Here is a 14,936-nt window from a genome sequence, read left to right as displayed (position 1 = left end):
CATATTCCCTGTTAGTGCAGCTTGCTGTCGATAGTAACCATTTAACCGTGTTGGCGGCAGTCGCCAAATCAAGTAATTGATATTTTTGTGATACTTGCTCTCTTCGGACTCAAATCCTAACATGGACCTTCTTCAACGCGCTGCCAACCGATCATCACTTCGGGTATGTCTTGCAGCGCAGTGGCACTTGCTGACTAAGGATAATAATGACAACCCTCTCTCCCGACGGCCCCTTCCGCGGCCGTCCCGTTATCGCGTTGCTGGCCGTCGTGGCGCTGATGCTGGCCGCTGTCAACCTGCGTGGCGGCCTGGTGGTGGTGGGCCCACTGGTGATGGAAATTCGAGCCGCGCTGGATATCGGCGCCAGTGCCTTCAGCCTGCTGACCACGCTGCCCTTGCTGTGTTTCGGTGTCATGTCCATTTGCGTGCCCTGGCTGACCCGTCGCTGGGCGCCCCAGTGGCTGTCCATTGCCGGCCTGATGGTGATAAGCCTGGGCGTGGGGCTGCGGCTGGTCGACAATTATCCGCTGGTGATCCTCGGCACCCTGTTGCTGGGCTCGGCCATCGCCGTGCTCAACGTGTTGATCCCGGGGCTGGTGAAAGCCTTTTTCCCGCGGCAGGTGGGGCTGATGACCGGTCTGTATTCCGTGACCCTGAGCCTGGGGGCGGGCATGGGCGTGTATCTGGCGGTGCCGATGCTGGAGCAGTTTGGCAGCTGGCGCTATCCGGTGGCGCTGTGGGCGATACTGCCACTGGTCTGCCTGCTGTTCTGGCTGCCGATGCTCGGGGTAAAAGGGGTGGGACGGCCGGTCAACCCGGTGCGCATCAGCCTGTGGCGAGACAAACTGGCCTGGTCCATCACCTTCTACATGGGGCTGCAGTCGTTTTATTTTTATTCCATGGCGACCTGGCTGCCCAAAATTCTGCTGGAAAACGGCCTGGACGCCCATGAAGCCGGCACCGCCACCGCCTTGATCAACCTGGTCAGCATTCCTTTCAATCTGCTGGTACCGATACTGGCGGCCAAAATGCGCAGTCAGCGGATGCTGGTGCTGGGTACCTTTCTCGTTTCTTTCTCCGGCATCGCCGGGCTCTGGTGGCAACCGGCGGCGGCCCCCCTGCTGTGGGCCTCGCTGATTGGCATGGGCTGTGGCAGCGCACTCAGCCTGGCGCTGTCGTTTTTTGTGCTGCGGGCCGGCAATACCGCCCAGGCCACGGCGCTGTCTGCCATGGCCCAGAGTATCGGCTACCTGCTGGCGGCGCTGGGCCCGGTCTCGCTGGGTTTGCTGCGTGATATCGGCGGCGATTGGCAGTGGGCGCTGTTGCTGATGCTGGCGTTACAGTTGGCGCAACTTGCCGTTGGCAGCTTTGCCGCTCGTCCCATCAACGTGGTGCCGGATCAGCAACGGTAACCCGGCTCCGGCTTGTCTCCCCGCTGCCTATACTTGGCGGCACAGAGGGAGGATTTGTCATGAAACAGGTTGCTCTGCTGGTGCCCCTGGCGCTGGCCCCGGTCGGCATCGGCGCACAGGTACCGGAACCCCCTCCGCTGCAACTGGCGGCGGACTATCAACAGCAGGATGTGGTTCACTACAGGGTCAGCGAAAAGCTGGACGGGGTGCGGGCCTACTGGAACGGGCGCGAGCTGCTGTCACGCGGCGGCCATCGTTTTTCGACGCCCGACTGGTTTGTGGCCGGCTTTCCCGATACGCCACTGGACGGTGAACTCTGGCTGGGGCGAGGACGATTCGAAGATCTCTCGGCCGCGGTGCGCCGTTACCGGCCCGACGAGGCTGAATGGCGACAGCTTCGTTTCATGGTATTCGACCTTCCCGCCAGCGACTTGCCGTTCGAGGCTCGCCTGAGTGCGCTGGAACGACTGTTTCTGCATCTTGATACCCCCTACCTGGAGTTGATTGAACAGCGCCGGCTGCCCGATAACACCGCCCTGGCTGCCTATCTGGCCGAGGTGGAAGATCTGGGGGGCGAGGGGCTGATGTTGCGCCACCGCGACAGCCGTTATCTGCCCACGCGCAATCAGGATCTGCTCAAGCTCAAGCGGTTTCAGGATGCGGAGGCGATCGTGCTGGCGCACCTGCCCGGACAGGGCAAATATGCGGGCATGCTGGGTGCCCTGCTGGTGGAAACGGAAGATGGCCGGCGCTTTCGGCTGGGCACCGGTTTCAGCGATGGGCAGCGACAACAGCCGCCGCCGGTGGGCAGCATGGTAACCTATCGTTACCGGGGCGAGACCGGTCAGCGATTGCCCCGCTTTGCCAGCTTCGTGCGAGTCAGAAACGACGCGCCGGAGCGGCCCTGAGACTGGCCTGGCGTCGGTCTCGGGAGTAAGGTGGGGGTCATTATCCCTATCACCTCGAGGAACCTCGTTTTGTGTCTTATCGCCTTTTGCTGGCAGCCGGAACAGCGCCGGCTGCATCTGCTGGCCAACCGGGACGAATTCTATGCCCGCCCCACGGCGCCGGCCCACTGGTGGCCGGATTATCCCGACATCTGGGCCGGGCGTGATTTGCAGGCCGGGGGCACCTGGCTGGGTATGAGCCGGAGTGGGCGCTTTGCCGCCCTGACCAATGTGCGGGAAGGCGGGGCCCGCTCCGGGGGGCGTAGCCGGGGCGAGCTGGTGGCCGATTTTCTGGCCGGCGAGCAGGATCCCGGAGCCTATTTACGTCACAAGCTGGTCAAAGGCGATGATTACGCCGGTTTCAACCTGTTGGTGGGGGAGCTGACCCGTGGTGAGCTATGGTATGGCGGCAACCGCCCGGGGGCGGATGCCCGCCGGCTGGAGGCGGGGCTCTATGGCCTGTCCAACGCCATGCTCGACACCCCCTGGCCCAAGGTGGAGCGGCTCAAGCAGGGGTTGGCCACACTCGGCCCGGTGCATGAAGGAACGGCGTTCGGCCTGCTGGATGACGACACCCGGGCCGCGCTTGAGCATCTGCCCAATACCGGCGTCGGCCCTGAGTGGGAAAGTCTGCTGTCGTCCATCTTCATTCAGAGTCCGGACTACGGCACCCGGGCCCAGACGGTGCTGTGCGTCGAGCAGGGCAGGGTGGCGATTACCGAGCAGGGACGGGGGCCAAAAGGCGCCGCGCTGGAACGACGACAGGCAAGCTGGACGCTGGAGCGGACCGAGACTAACAAGGGGCAGGGGAGCCGCGTCTGATTCCGGAGCGGCTGTCGGCCGCGTACTGATGCGGTTTGTTATGCCGGTTCATCCGAGGGCCCGACCCAGAACAGTGGGTTGTAAGCAACTTCCCAGAGATAACCATCCGGATCAGAAAAATAACCTGCGTAGCCACCCCAATCCGTTTTCTGAGCGGGCTTCGTGATAACGGCACCGGCTGATGCAGCCTGAGCAATGACCTGGTCGACCTCTTGCTCCGAACTCACATTGTGCGCCAGGCTGAATCCGGCGAATCCGCCTGATTCTTCAGACACCGACGCATCGGTCGCCAAAGCTGCACGGCCGTACAATCCCAGCCAGGTACCATTCAGCGTAAAAAACGCCACCTCAGGTGGAGAGTCCATGCGCGGAAAACCGAGTCCCCGCTCGTAGAACATTACAGAACGCGGCAGATCACTCACACCTAAAGTGATCATGCTAATCCGTGGTTTCATCATTATTGCTCCCTGCGTACGGCTGTGCCCTGTTATGAGACTGGCGCATACTATTGGTTTACTATCATCTGAAAACCGCCGTAAATAAGCCGACTTCCATCAAATGGCATCGGGTTATCCTGCATTCGTGGATCTTCCATAATTGCCTTCATACCAGCGTCTCTTGCCTGTCGAGAGGGCCATATCACCCAGGAAAAGACGACCGTTTCATCTTCACGGCATTGCACGGCCTGTGGAAATGACGTCTTTTCACCCGACGGTACGTCGTCCCCCCAGCACTCAACCAATCGCGTTGCACCGTGTTCTTTGAATAGCTGGGCCGCTTCAGTTGCATGGCGAATATACTCATCTTTGTTTTTCGTAGGCACTGCGGCGACGAAGCCTTCTACATAGTCCATTGCTAATCCCCTTTAGCTTCATAATGTTTTAATACTACGCAGGCGCATGCACACGGAGTTGAAATTTGTTTAAGTCTTTTGCAAGTCATTGTTATCAATGAAGAGTTATCATTGTTGCTCTAAATGAAAAACGGGCCCCGCAGGGCCCGCTGTAGTTATAGGCAATCGCTATAAACAATCCGGCATGAACCAGTTCGCGGTTGCCCTTTCAGGGCTGCTCTGCGGAGGCCAGGCGGGCTGAACGCCGGTTGAGCAGACTATAGAGGCCGAAGGCGGTTACAAAGGACAGGGGCGCCGACAGGTTGCTCCACTGTTCGCCCGCCATCATGCAGCCGATTCCGAGTCCCGCTGCCGCCAGCCAGGCACCCAGGCCGGCCGAACGTAAACGAGGGGCCTGCTCGCCGTAGCGTACCGTGCCCGGGTCGAAGAAAATATGGCTCAGCGCCAGACCGACCCAGGCCACCACGAAGATGCCCTGATAGGCCAGCGCCTGCAGGATGAACTCGAACACATTGGTCAGCATCAGCAGATAGACCACCACGCCCACCAGCACGCCGCAGACCAGCTTGGGCAGCCGCAGCCCCAGCCCTTTTTCCAGACAGCTCTGCAGGTTGATGGTGGCCAGATAGAAGTTGGCGGTGTTGATGCGGGTCTGGCTGACCCAGACGAAGGCCAGACCCGCAAGGCCCATCAGCTTCAGCAGAGCCAGCACCACCGACACCTCGGTTACGGGCCCATCGGTGGGAATACTGGCGGCCAGGAATATGCCGACCACGCCGTTGACCAGAAAGGTAAACGCATAGAATGGCAGGCCGAAATTGAAACGGGCGTGGTAGTCGGCGTCTTCCTCTTTGCCCATGCGGGCATAATCCCAGGTGTACATCATCAGGATCCACACCCCCATGAAGTAGCTGAAGCAGCGCCACCAGCCGTCGGCTGGCGCACCGCCTTCCGGCCCCAGTTGCAGCCAAGTATGGCTGTAGCCGTAGGTGTTGAGGGTCATCAGCACCGCTGCCGCCAGCCCCAGCAGGTAGAAGGGCAGCAGCACGCCGTTCAGCTTGTCGAGCCAGCGCTGCACGCTGCCCAGCACCAGAGGCACGCTGTATAACACCACCAGCAGATAGGCCTGGTTCAGGGTCAGGGACGGAAAGTAACCCTGAATGGCCACCGCAATCACCGAACCTTCGAACACTCCGTAATAAATGGCGGTGGCGAAGAAGATCAGGGTGGCAAGGGCCGCCCCCGATCTCCCCAGCAGGGTCTGGGAAAAAAGCCCCACCGACAGCCCGGTACGGATGGCATGGCGGCTGATAACGGCATTGATCAGGCTGTAGCACAGCGCCGAGAGGCCCAGACCGATAAGGGTATTGACGGTGCCGTAATTAATGGCCAGGGTGGCAGACACGACCAGCCAGAACATGGCACTGCACACCGACCACCAGGCCATGGTAAGGCCGAAACGGGACATGCGTGCGCTCTGGGGCACGGGTGAACGGGTAAAGTCCGGATCCGAACTCCGGGGATGCGAAATATTCGCCATGGCAAACTCCTTTTCACTCGGGATAAGGCTCAACCTCTGTTGAGCCATTACTAACCCATGCAGCATAAAAGGAACCGACAGGAAGAAAATTGCACCTGAGCGCATCGGCTATTGCCAGCCAGCGCATCACTGCCCGGTGCGCCAGTGGTCAAAAACGGGTGCACCCATCGTCAAGTCGGCCAGGGAAAACGGCTTTTATACTGGCTGCGTAACTCGGCGGTTACAAGCTGTTAACCGCTGTTCAGCCAGTCATAAAACGGAAGGTAGACGATGGCCACACATGTAGATCCCATAACCCTGGCGGTGGTGCGCGGAGCGCTGGAAACCACTCAACGGGAGATGACCCTCACCCTGGAAAAGACCGGGCGCTCCAGCGTGTTCAACCTGGCTCACGATTACAGTAACGCCCTGTTCGACCATTTTCCCGAGATGATCCTGCAGGGCCAGGACATTCCCATTCATCTGGGCTCGCTGATCCCGGCGATGAAGGCGGTGGCCGAGTTCTTCGACGGCGACGTTCAGGAAGGGGATGTCATCTACCACAACGACCCGGCCTACAAGGGCAGCCATATTCTCGACTGCTGTATGTACAAGCCGGTGTTCTACAAAGGCGAACTGGTGTTCTGGACCGTATGCAAGGGCCATCTCACCGATATCGGCGGTCCGGTGCCGGCCGGTTATAACCCGGATGCCAAGGAAATTTATGCTGAAGGCCTGCGCATTCCACCGGTCAAGCTGTGGGAAAAGGGCAAGCGCCGAGACGACGTGATCAACCTGCTGCTTACCAACATGCGCGCCCGTCGGGATCAGGAAGGGGACATCAACGCCCAGTTCGGCGCCTGCCGGGTGGGGGAACGCAACCTGCTTGCCCTGCTCGACAAATACGGGGTGGACACGGTCAAGGCCTGTATTGCCGAGCTCAAGGACATGGCCGATCGGCAGATGCGTTCACTGATCCGCGACGTGCCCGACGGCGTCTACCAGGGCAGTGCCGTGCTGGAAGACGCGGGGCACGGCTTTGGCGAGATGGAAATCACCAGTACCATCACGGTCACCGGCGACCAACTGCACATTGCCGTGCAGAGTCCGCCGCAAATCCCGTATTTCATCAACTCTTACGAGGGTAACTCCCTGTCCGGCGTTTATCTGGGCCTGATGATGTTCGCTCAGCTCCCGCCGCCCTATAACGAGGGTCTGTATCGCTGCGTAACCGTGGATTTGGGCGAAAAAGGCACGTTGTGCAATGCGGTGGAGCCGGCGCCACACGTTAACTGTACCACCACCCCGATGGAAACCCTGACCGACGCCGTGCGCCAGGCCCTGGAGCAGGCCGCTCCCGAGCGGGTCACCGCTTCCTGGGGTCATGCCAGCGGTATCAACATTGCCGGCATCGATCCGCGCAGCGGTGAGCAGTACGTGACCATGGTGCTGGCGTCCATTATCTCCGGTGCCGGTGCTACCCAGGTGATGGATGGCTGGCATGCGGTGGGGCCGCTTTGCTGCTTCGGTGCGCTCAGCTCCGGCGATGTGGAACTGCTCGAATATTCCTACCCTATCATCATCCATCGCTATGGTTTGCTGCAGGACAGCGGCGGTGCCGGCAAGTTCAGGGGCGGCTCAGGCACGGCCTGGGTAGTGGAGCCGAGGGGGCACGAGATGCAGGTGATTGCCTTCGGCGAAGGCCGACAGATCCCCACCATGGGGGCGGCGGGTGCCGAGAACCGGCTGCTCGAGCCCAAGCTGGGCAAGCTGGTCGTGACCACCCCGGAGCAGGAAACCGTGCACAAACACAACACCATCATCACTATCAAGCCCGGTGAGCGGGTGACCAACATCAACCCGGGCGGAGGCGGCTATGGGCTGGCTCTAGAGCGGGATCCGGAGGCGGTACAGCAGGATGTACGCAACGGTCTGGTATCGCTGGAAGCGGCCGAACTGGAATACGGCGTCAAACTGAACCCCGAAGATCTGAGCATTGACCTGGCTGCAACCGACCGCCTGCGTGGCTGAACCAATTAAAAGGTAAGGAAACTGATTATGCGTAGTAAATATCGCCTGGGTGTGGATGCTGGCGGCACCTTTACCGACTTTGTACTGGCCGAGAACGATGGCAACATTCGGGTGTTCAAGAGCCCGTCTACCCCCGAGGACGGCACCATCGCCATCCGCAACGGTCTGGGCCAGATTGCCGAAGCCCTGAACAAGCCGGTGAGTCAGATAGTGCAGGAATGCGATCTGTGCATCAACGGTACCACGGTGGCACTCAACGCCCTGATCGAAAAAAAGGGCGTCAAGGTCGGCCTGCTGTGCAGCACCGGTCACGAAGACAGCATCGAGATCCGTCTTGGCCACAAGGAAGAGGGTTATCGCTACGAGGCCGACTTTCCGCCGGCTCACATGATAGTACCGCGCCATTTGCGCCGGGGCATCGACGGTCGTTTCCTGGCCGACGGTACCGAACACAGCCCGCTCAACGAACAGCAGATCCGCGAGGCGGTGGCCTGTTTCAAGGAGCAAGAGGTCGAAAGTGTGGCCATTTCCTTCCTGTGGGCGGTGCGTAATCCGGCTCACGAGCGACGCGCCAAGGAACTGATCGAGCAGCTGATGCCCGGGGTGTTCGTGTGTACCGGCAGCGAGGTCTATCCGCAGATCCGTGAGTACACCCGCACCTCCACCACCATCGTTAATGCCTACCTGAGTCCGGTGATGCGCCGCTATGTGGAACGTATCGACGATTACTTCAAGAGTCTGGGTGCCAGGTATCCGGTGCGTTATTTCCAGTCTAACGGCGGCCTGGCGATTGGCGAGGCCATGCAGGGCAGGGCGGTCAACGCCATCAACTCGGGCCCGGCTTCGGCGCCCCAGGCCGGCCTTTATGTGGCCCGGCCGTTCGACATCGAGAACGTGATCACGGTGGACATGGGCGGCACTTCGTTCGACATCACCCTGACCAAAGACAGCCACACCAACCTGAGCAAGGACATTGACTTTTTACGCTACCGTATCGGCGTGCCCATGATCCAGGTGGAAACTCTGGGCGCCGGCGGCGGCTCCATCTGCCAGGTGGACGAGTTCGGCATGCTGCAGGTGGGACCGGAGAGTGCCGGTGCCACCCCGGGTCCGGTGTGTTACGGCAAGGGCGGCACCCGTCCCACCGTGACCGACGCTAACCTGGTACTCGGCTACCTTAACCCGGATGCCGTGCTGGGCGGCACCATACGGCTGGACCGGGATGCGGCCTGGCAGGCGGTGAAAAAGCACGTGGCCGATCCGCTCGGTATCAGCGTGGAAAAGGCAGCCTATGGCATCAGTACCATCGTCAACCTCAACATGGTCAGTGGTATCCGCAGGGTGTCCATCGAACGAGGTTATGACCCGCGAGATTTCGCCCTGATTTGCGCCGGTGGCGCGGCCGGCATGCACATTACCGCGCTGGCCGAGGAAATTGGCAGCCGTACCGTGCTGGTGCCCAAGGTGGCTTCCGTGTTCTGCGCCTTTGGCCAGGTTATCTCGGACGTGCGCTACAACTATCTGGCCTCGGAGCCCATGCCGATCCACCGGGAGGCGGATCTGAGCCTGCTCAACGAGCGCTTTCACGAGCTTGAGCGCCAGGGAACGGATCACCTGCTGGCCGACGGCTTTCAGATGGACGACATCGGCCTGTCACGCAGCGTGGAAATGCGCTACCAGGGCCAGATCCACGAATGCCCGGTGGAGCTCCCCGGCGGAGAAATAACCCCCGACACGGTAGACGCCCTGCTCGAGGCTTTCCATCGCCGCCACGAAGAGCTGTATACCTACAGCGAGCCGAACAACCCGGTAGAGCTGGTGAACATTGAATCGACCCTCACCGGCCGGGTGAGCAAGCCACCGGTACAGCAGCTGGTGGCTGCGGGCCGCACTCAGGCTGATGCCCTGACTGGCCACAGGCAGATGCTGTTCGATGCCGATGGTCACTGGATTGAAACCGGTGTGTACAGCGGCGAGCGGTTGGACGTAGGCCTGGAGATCATGGGGCCGGCGGTGGTGGAAGAACCGACCACCAACATAGTGGTGCGCCCGGGCTGGTGCCTGGTGCTGGAGTCCAACAATTGTTACCGGCTGACCAGAGTGAAGTAATGTAACCGCTTTGTCACAATGTCCCTTGTGATTGCCGCTGGTCCGGGTTTACCATGGGCCAGCGGTTTTTTTGACCGGGCAAGACGCAATGGATTTGCGAAGGAGTGAGCATGCATTCATGCCATCTGACCAACCTGCTGCCGGTGCCGGAGCGGCAGGAGTACTGGCAAGGGGTGATAGGAAGTACCTATTTTGATCTGGCGTTGCGCTTTACCGAACAACATCGTTTTTACGGTCAGCTGTGGCGCTGGGAAGTGGCGCAGTTCGGCATTTCTTTTCTGAGTAGTTCCCCCACCAGTTACCGACGTCTGCGACAGCATATCAACCCGCACGACGATAATCATTTCCTCATCACCATTCCCGAGCGGCAGGAAGTGCGCTTCAGCCAGGAGCGGCGTAGCGTGCGCTGCCGGCCCGGTAACTTCATTCTGGAACGCAGCGACAAGCCCTATGAATTTGAATACGGTCAGGATAACAGTCTGTGGGTGTTGCGGGTTCCGGGTTCCTTGCTACGTGCCCGACTGCGGTTTCCCGAGCGCTATCTGTTCAGCGAGTTCGATCGCAGCCAGGGACTGGGTGCCATTTTTTTTGATTTCTTCCACAGCATCATACATCAGGTGGCCTATCTGGATGACCGCCAGACGGAAGCTCTGTTACGTCAACTGATAGAGCTGTTCGCTCTGGCAGTTGAGGGCGATCAGCGAGCCATCGGCAGCGAAGACAGCGGCTTGTGCCAGGTGCACCTGCAACGGGTCGAGCAGTATATTCGGGAACACATCCGTGATCCTAATCTGAACCCGGAACAGGTGGCGGCGGCCTGCGGCATTTCCACCCGCTATTTGCACAAGCTGTTTCAGGAAGGGGAGTTCAGCGTGGGTCAGTGGGTTCGCGAAATCCGTCTGCAGGGGGCCGAGGCGGAAATCCGCCGGAGTAGCAGCGGTCGCACCCTGGCCGATATCGCCTACAAGTGGGGCTTCAGCGATCAGGCCCACTTTTGCCGCAGCTTCAAGCGCCGGTTTGGCATGACCCCCAAGGAAGCCCGACAGCCGGGTGTCTGAGCCGGGTGCCTGGCAGCTGAACCCTGTACTGACCATGAAAAAGGCGGACCCCTGGGTCCGCCTTTTTCATTCGACAAGCCGTGAAACCGGAGCCTGCACCAGATCGCGGTTTTCCTTTTCAGCCTCGCGTACATCCTTGAGCACTGCCTTGAAAATCAGCAATATCCACAGAGTGAGGAAGGGCCAGATGAGAATATAGGCACCCGAGATCAGTTCGCTCAGGAGGCAGGGTGAGATCATGAACGAACATAGATCACACTTTTCAAAATACAGGGCGCTGTGGTTGTTCGTAATTTGCCCACTTTGATAGGGGGCTCTCGAAATATTGAGCGATAAAAACGGGGGCGATTAAAAAGCAGACACTCATGCTCTCACCCTGGCTCAGGAGGTCTTCTTGGCAAAACGAGGGGATATTCAGGCTGGCCTTAGGTCATCGTTGTGAAAATCTCATCGCTAACGGTGAGCTTTGGTGAGCTTTTCCGTATCACCCCTTGCTAGCATGAGGCTTATTTTGCAGATGAAGTTGTTCAGTTTAATAACGGCAGCTTCACGACACAAATAGAACGGGCAAGGGAAAAATGTTTTGCAAAAAAATAAAAGCCGAAAATGAAACATTGCGGCAATCACTGTCCGGCAGGGAAAGCATTATCTCGGCTATCTCGGAAAACGTGGCCGTCATCGAGTTCAGGCCCGATGGCACCATCATGGATGCAAATCCTCTTTTTCTGGAACTGACCGGCTATCGACTGCCCCAGATAATCAATCAGCATCACGCCATGTTCTGTGATCAGGACTATGTGAACACGCAGGATTACCTGGCGTTCTGGCAACGCTTGAAAGAGGGAAAGTCCCACCGGGGCACCTTCCGCAGGTTTGATGCTTTCGGCAGTGAGGTCTGGCTCGAAGCAACTTATTTCCCGGTGAAAGGCGAGGCCGGTCAGGTAGACAGAATACTGAAAATTGCAGCAGATGTGACCCGGGATACCCTCAGCCTGCGTTCTCATATCTCGGTGAGTCAGGCGTTGGACCGTTCTATGGCCGTCATCGAGTTCAGCCTGAAGGGAACATTCTTGCTGCCAATGAGAATTTCATGAGGGCCACCGGCTATCAGCTCGCCGAGCTCAAGGGATATCATCACCGTATTTTATGTGATGGTGATTTTTATCATGAATATCCCGACTTCTGGGCATCATTGGCCGCTGGCGTGTTCAACTCCGGCAGGTTCAGGCGATTCAGACGTGACGGAGTGCCGATTTGGCTGGAGGCGACCTATAACCCGATCAGAGACGCCGACGGAAAGGTGATCAGAGTCGTCAAATTTGCTACAGATATCACCGACCAGGTGTCGAAAGACGACAGAATTGAGCAGGCCGCTCTGCTTGCGCATACTACGGCGCATCAAACAGCCGGTGAGATCGAAAACAGTCAGCAAGCCATTACCTCGGCCATGAATACCTCGGTGTTGATTGCCGACAGAGTCAAAACAACGGAAGCCGTGCTGGACAGGCTGAATGAGCAGGCCAAAAGTATTTCCGATATTGTGGGTACGATAAGCAGTGTTGCAAGTCAGACCAATCTGCTGGCGTTGAATGCCGCTATCGAGGCGGCTCGAGCCGGTGAGCAGGGGAGAGGCTTTGCCGTGGTGGCCGATGAGGTCAGACAACTGGCATCCAGAACCACCAAGGCGACGGAAGAAATAGCCGTTATCGTGGCCCAGAACAGAGAAGTCACTCAGGAGGTCGTCGAATCCATTTATGAGATCGACGCCTATTCGGAGAAATCCCGGCAACAAATCATTCAGGTCAGGGACATTTTCGACGACATCCTGGCCGGTGCCAAGCAGGTGGTCTCTGCCGTCGAGACATTGGGTTAGGGCTCCGTTGTCGCAGGTGCTGAAACCCTTGTTCAACCATAGTGCATGGTAGCGGCGTATCTTACATGACATTCATATAAAACAGGTTTCTGATGTTACCAAGTAGCTACAATCAGGCTCTCGTGGTCTGTTCCGTTCTTGTCGCCATTCTTGCGTCCTACACGGCTTTGAACATGGCCAGCAGAGTGTCCAGTACGTCGGGCAGGTCCGCCTTGTTGTGGCTGATTGGCGGCTCTTTCGCCATGGGGTTTGGCATCTGGTCAATGCACTTTATCGGCATGCTCGCTTTCCAGCTGCCCATTACGCTGGGCTATGACGTCCCCCTTACCCTGCTTTCATTGCTAATTGCCATCGTGTCCTCGGCACTGGCTCTTTATCTGGTCTGCAAGGACTCCTTGCCCTGGGGGCGGCTGGTGTCGGGCGGTGTACTGATGGGGCTGGGTATTGCCAGCATGCACTATACCGGCATGGAAGCCATGCTGATGACGCCGCGTATCATTTATGTGCCCTGGATATTTGTGCTGTCCATCGTTATCGCCATTCTTGCTTCGGTGGCAGCCCTGTGGCTGGCTTTTCGTCTGCGTCAGGAGGTCAAGCGGGCCACCTTTAGCCGCATTGGCGCGGCGCTGGTCATGGGCTGTGCCATCATCGGCATGCATTACACAGGGATGGCCGCCTCGAAATTTCCGCTCAACAGTTTTTGCAGTGCGGCCAACAGCGGCATCGATACCAAATGGCTCGCCGTGCTGGTTATCATTGTGAGCCTGGCCGTTTTTGCCATTGCGCTGATCGTGTCGATGCTGGATGTACGCACGGACCGGCTGGCCAACTCGCTCGACCAGGCCAATAACGAGCTGATCAAGCTGGCCCTGCATGACAACCTGACCCTGTTACCCAATCGTGTCCTGCTGAACGACCGGCTGGAGCAGGCGATACACCGGGTCGAGCGAAAGGGGGGCGAGTTTGCGATTCTCTTTCTGGATCTGGATGGTTTTAAAGCCATCAACGACATGTATGGCCATCATGTGGGCGATCTGTTGCTGAAGGAAGTCTCGCACCGCCTGCTGGCGAATACACGTGAAGGTGACACAGCGGCAAGACTGGGCGGGGACGAGTTTGTGCTGTTGATGGAGCCGGATTCACCCGAAAACTCTGCCGTTCTGGCCCAGCGGGTGATTGAGGCGATAGAACAACCCTATCACATCTCGAATCTTCCCCTGTACGTCTCGGCCAGCATCGGCATTGCCATTTATCCCCATGACGGCAAGACAGAGCACGAGCTGATGGTGAACGCCGACGCCGCCATGTATCACGCCAAAAAACAGGGTCGCAACGGATACCGTTTTTTTGAACACAATATGAACACCGACGTGCACCTGCAAATGCAACTGCAGCAGGATCTGCGCCAGGCGATTCACCGCAACGAGCTGGTGCTGCACTATCAGCCAAAACTGGTGGCGCCGGATGGCCCCATGACGGGGCTGGAAGCCCTGTTGCGCTGGCAAAGTCCCAAACACGGTTGGTTGACACCGGATCGTTTCTTGCCGCTGGCCGAAAGCTCCGGGCTGATAGTCCCTATCGGCAACTGGGTCATCAACGAGGCCTGTCGGCAGATGAAAGCCTGGTACCAGCAGGGGCATTGCGACTGGAGTGTGGCGGTGAATCTGTCCGCCGTTCAGTTGGAGCACGCGAGTCTGGTGGAGGTGGTCCGCACGGCATTGGCGCAACACGAGCTGGCGCCCTCGCACCTGGTGCTTGAAATCACCGAGTCCACTGCCATGCGCGATGCCGAGGCCAGCCTGAAGGTACTGAACCAGCTGTCTGCACTTGGCGTGTCCATTTCCATCGATGACTTTGGTACGGGATACTCCAGCCTGCTGTACCTCAAACGGCTGCCGGCCAATGAGCTGAAAATCGATCGCGGCTTCATTACCGAGCTGGCTCAGGGTAACGATGACGAAGCCATCATTCAGGCGATCATTGCGCTGGGTAAGACACTGGGCATGAAAATCGTTGCCGAAGGCGTGGAAACGCCGGAGCAGCAGGAACTGTTGACCCGGCTGGGGTGTAATACCCTACAGGGGTACCTGCTGGGCAAACCGGCTCCGGCCGATGTGCTGCCCGGCACGACGGCACAATCCAGTCCGGATATTGAGCTGTCTCCCGCTTTCCAGTAACTCTTCTCATCTTTTCTCTGCTCCCCGAGCCCGTCCGGGCTCGGGGTTTTCATTGCCAGTCTGTTTGTGCTTCCCACCATCGAGTAACGTGTATAAGATCGCCCCTCAAAACAGTCTCGTTTGGACTCTTCCGTT

The 14,936-nt window shown here is 58.7% G+C and carries 13 protein-coding genes and 1 pseudogene; 10 read left to right on the top strand and 4 right to left on the bottom strand.

Annotated features, from left to right (window positions below; all coding sequences use genetic code 11):
* The first annotated feature begins 206 nt into the window (after positions 1-206).
* The 3 genes from BFR47_RS03800 to BFR47_RS03790 all read left to right on the top strand — a co-directional run bounded on the left by BFR47_RS03800 (position 207) and on the right by BFR47_RS03790 (position 3,181).
* Positions 207-1,412, top strand: coding sequence for a CynX/NimT family MFS transporter (locus tag BFR47_RS03800; protein WP_071471842.1), 1,206 nt, complete (start codon positions 207-209; stop codon positions 1,410-1,412).
* 59 nt (positions 1,413-1,471) lie between these two features.
* Positions 1,472-2,320 (top strand): DNA ligase, encoded by an 849-nt coding sequence (locus BFR47_RS03795; RefSeq protein ID WP_071471841.1) that lies wholly within the window; start codon positions 1,472-1,474, stop codon positions 2,318-2,320.
* Between the two features lie 69 nt (positions 2,321-2,389).
* Positions 2,390-3,181, top strand: a complete 792-nt coding sequence (locus BFR47_RS03790) for an NRDE family protein (protein WP_071471840.1) — start codon at positions 2,390-2,392, stop codon at positions 3,179-3,181.
* A gap of 38 nt (positions 3,182-3,219) precedes the next feature.
* Here BFR47_RS03790 and BFR47_RS03785 read toward each other — a convergent pair whose 3' ends face one another.
* The 3 genes from BFR47_RS03785 to BFR47_RS03775 all read right to left on the bottom strand — a co-directional run bounded on the left by BFR47_RS03785 (position 3,220) and on the right by BFR47_RS03775 (position 5,574).
* Positions 3,220-3,639: a VOC family protein gene (locus tag BFR47_RS03785; RefSeq protein WP_245748782.1), complete on the bottom strand. Its 420-nt coding sequence runs from the start codon at positions 3,637-3,639 to the stop codon at positions 3,220-3,222.
* Positions 3,640-3,686: 47 nt separating this feature from the next.
* Complete coding sequence (locus BFR47_RS03780; RefSeq protein WP_071471839.1) at positions 3,687-4,034, bottom strand: DUF1428 domain-containing protein; 348 nt, start codon at positions 4,032-4,034, stop codon at positions 3,687-3,689.
* Positions 4,035-4,242: 208 nt separating this feature from the next.
* Positions 4,243-5,574 (bottom strand): purine-cytosine permease family protein, encoded by a 1,332-nt coding sequence (locus BFR47_RS03775; protein ID WP_071471838.1) that lies wholly within the window; start codon positions 5,572-5,574, stop codon positions 4,243-4,245.
* A gap of 270 nt (positions 5,575-5,844) precedes the next feature.
* On the opposite strand from BFR47_RS03775, the gene capB reads away from it, so the two are divergent.
* The 3 genes from capB (at position 5,845) to BFR47_RS03760 (ending at position 10,751) form a co-directional block, all read left to right on the top strand.
* Positions 5,845-7,584 (top strand): caprolactamase subunit beta, encoded by a 1,740-nt coding sequence (capB, locus tag BFR47_RS03770; RefSeq protein ID WP_071471837.1) that lies wholly within the window; start codon positions 5,845-5,847, stop codon positions 7,582-7,584.
* Between the two features lie 27 nt (positions 7,585-7,611).
* Positions 7,612-9,693 carry a caprolactamase subunit alpha gene (capA, locus tag BFR47_RS03765; protein WP_071471836.1) on the top strand — a complete coding sequence of 694 codons (2,082 nt, stop codon included), beginning with the start codon at positions 7,612-7,614 and terminating at the stop codon, positions 9,691-9,693.
* 110 nt (positions 9,694-9,803) lie between these two features.
* Positions 9,804-10,751: a helix-turn-helix domain-containing protein gene (locus BFR47_RS03760; RefSeq protein WP_071471835.1), complete on the top strand. Its 948-nt coding sequence runs from the start codon at positions 9,804-9,806 to the stop codon at positions 10,749-10,751.
* Between the two features lie 66 nt (positions 10,752-10,817).
* On the opposite strand, the gene BFR47_RS17935 is transcribed toward BFR47_RS03760, so the two are convergent.
* Complete coding sequence (locus BFR47_RS17935; RefSeq protein ID WP_175514053.1) at positions 10,818-10,991, bottom strand: hypothetical protein; 174 nt, start codon at positions 10,989-10,991, stop codon at positions 10,818-10,820.
* A gap of 338 nt (positions 10,992-11,329) precedes the next feature.
* On the opposite strand from BFR47_RS17935, the gene BFR47_RS17380 reads away from it, so the two are divergent.
* The 4 genes and pseudogenes from BFR47_RS17380 to BFR47_RS03750 all read left to right on the top strand — a co-directional run bounded on the left by BFR47_RS17380 (position 11,330) and on the right by BFR47_RS03750 (position 14,801).
* Positions 11,330-11,845, top strand: coding sequence for a PAS domain-containing protein (locus tag BFR47_RS17380; protein WP_083398997.1), 516 nt, complete (start codon positions 11,330-11,332; stop codon positions 11,843-11,845).
* Positions 11,842-12,036: pseudogene (locus BFR47_RS19390) on the top strand (PAS domain-containing protein); the annotation flags it as partial. The gene BFR47_RS17380 and the pseudogene BFR47_RS19390, both read left to right, overlap by 4 nt.
* 162 nt (positions 12,037-12,198) lie before the next feature.
* Positions 12,199-12,624, top strand: a complete 426-nt coding sequence (locus BFR47_RS19385) for a methyl-accepting chemotaxis protein (RefSeq protein ID WP_425433985.1) — start codon at positions 12,199-12,201, stop codon at positions 12,622-12,624.
* A 92-nt stretch (positions 12,625-12,716) separates the two neighbouring features.
* Positions 12,717-14,801 carry a putative bifunctional diguanylate cyclase/phosphodiesterase gene (locus BFR47_RS03750; RefSeq protein ID WP_071471834.1) on the top strand — a complete coding sequence of 695 codons (2,085 nt, stop codon included), beginning with the start codon at positions 12,717-12,719 and terminating at the stop codon, positions 14,799-14,801.
* Positions 14,802-14,936 lie beyond the last annotated feature (135 nt).

The sequence above is a fragment of the Oceanisphaera psychrotolerans genome, assembly GCF_001870485.1.
Lineage (GTDB): Bacteria > Pseudomonadota > Gammaproteobacteria > Enterobacterales > Aeromonadaceae > Oceanimonas > Oceanimonas psychrotolerans.
Note: the sequence above shows the minus strand (reverse complement) of the source record. Positions and strands in the feature narration are given on the sequence as shown.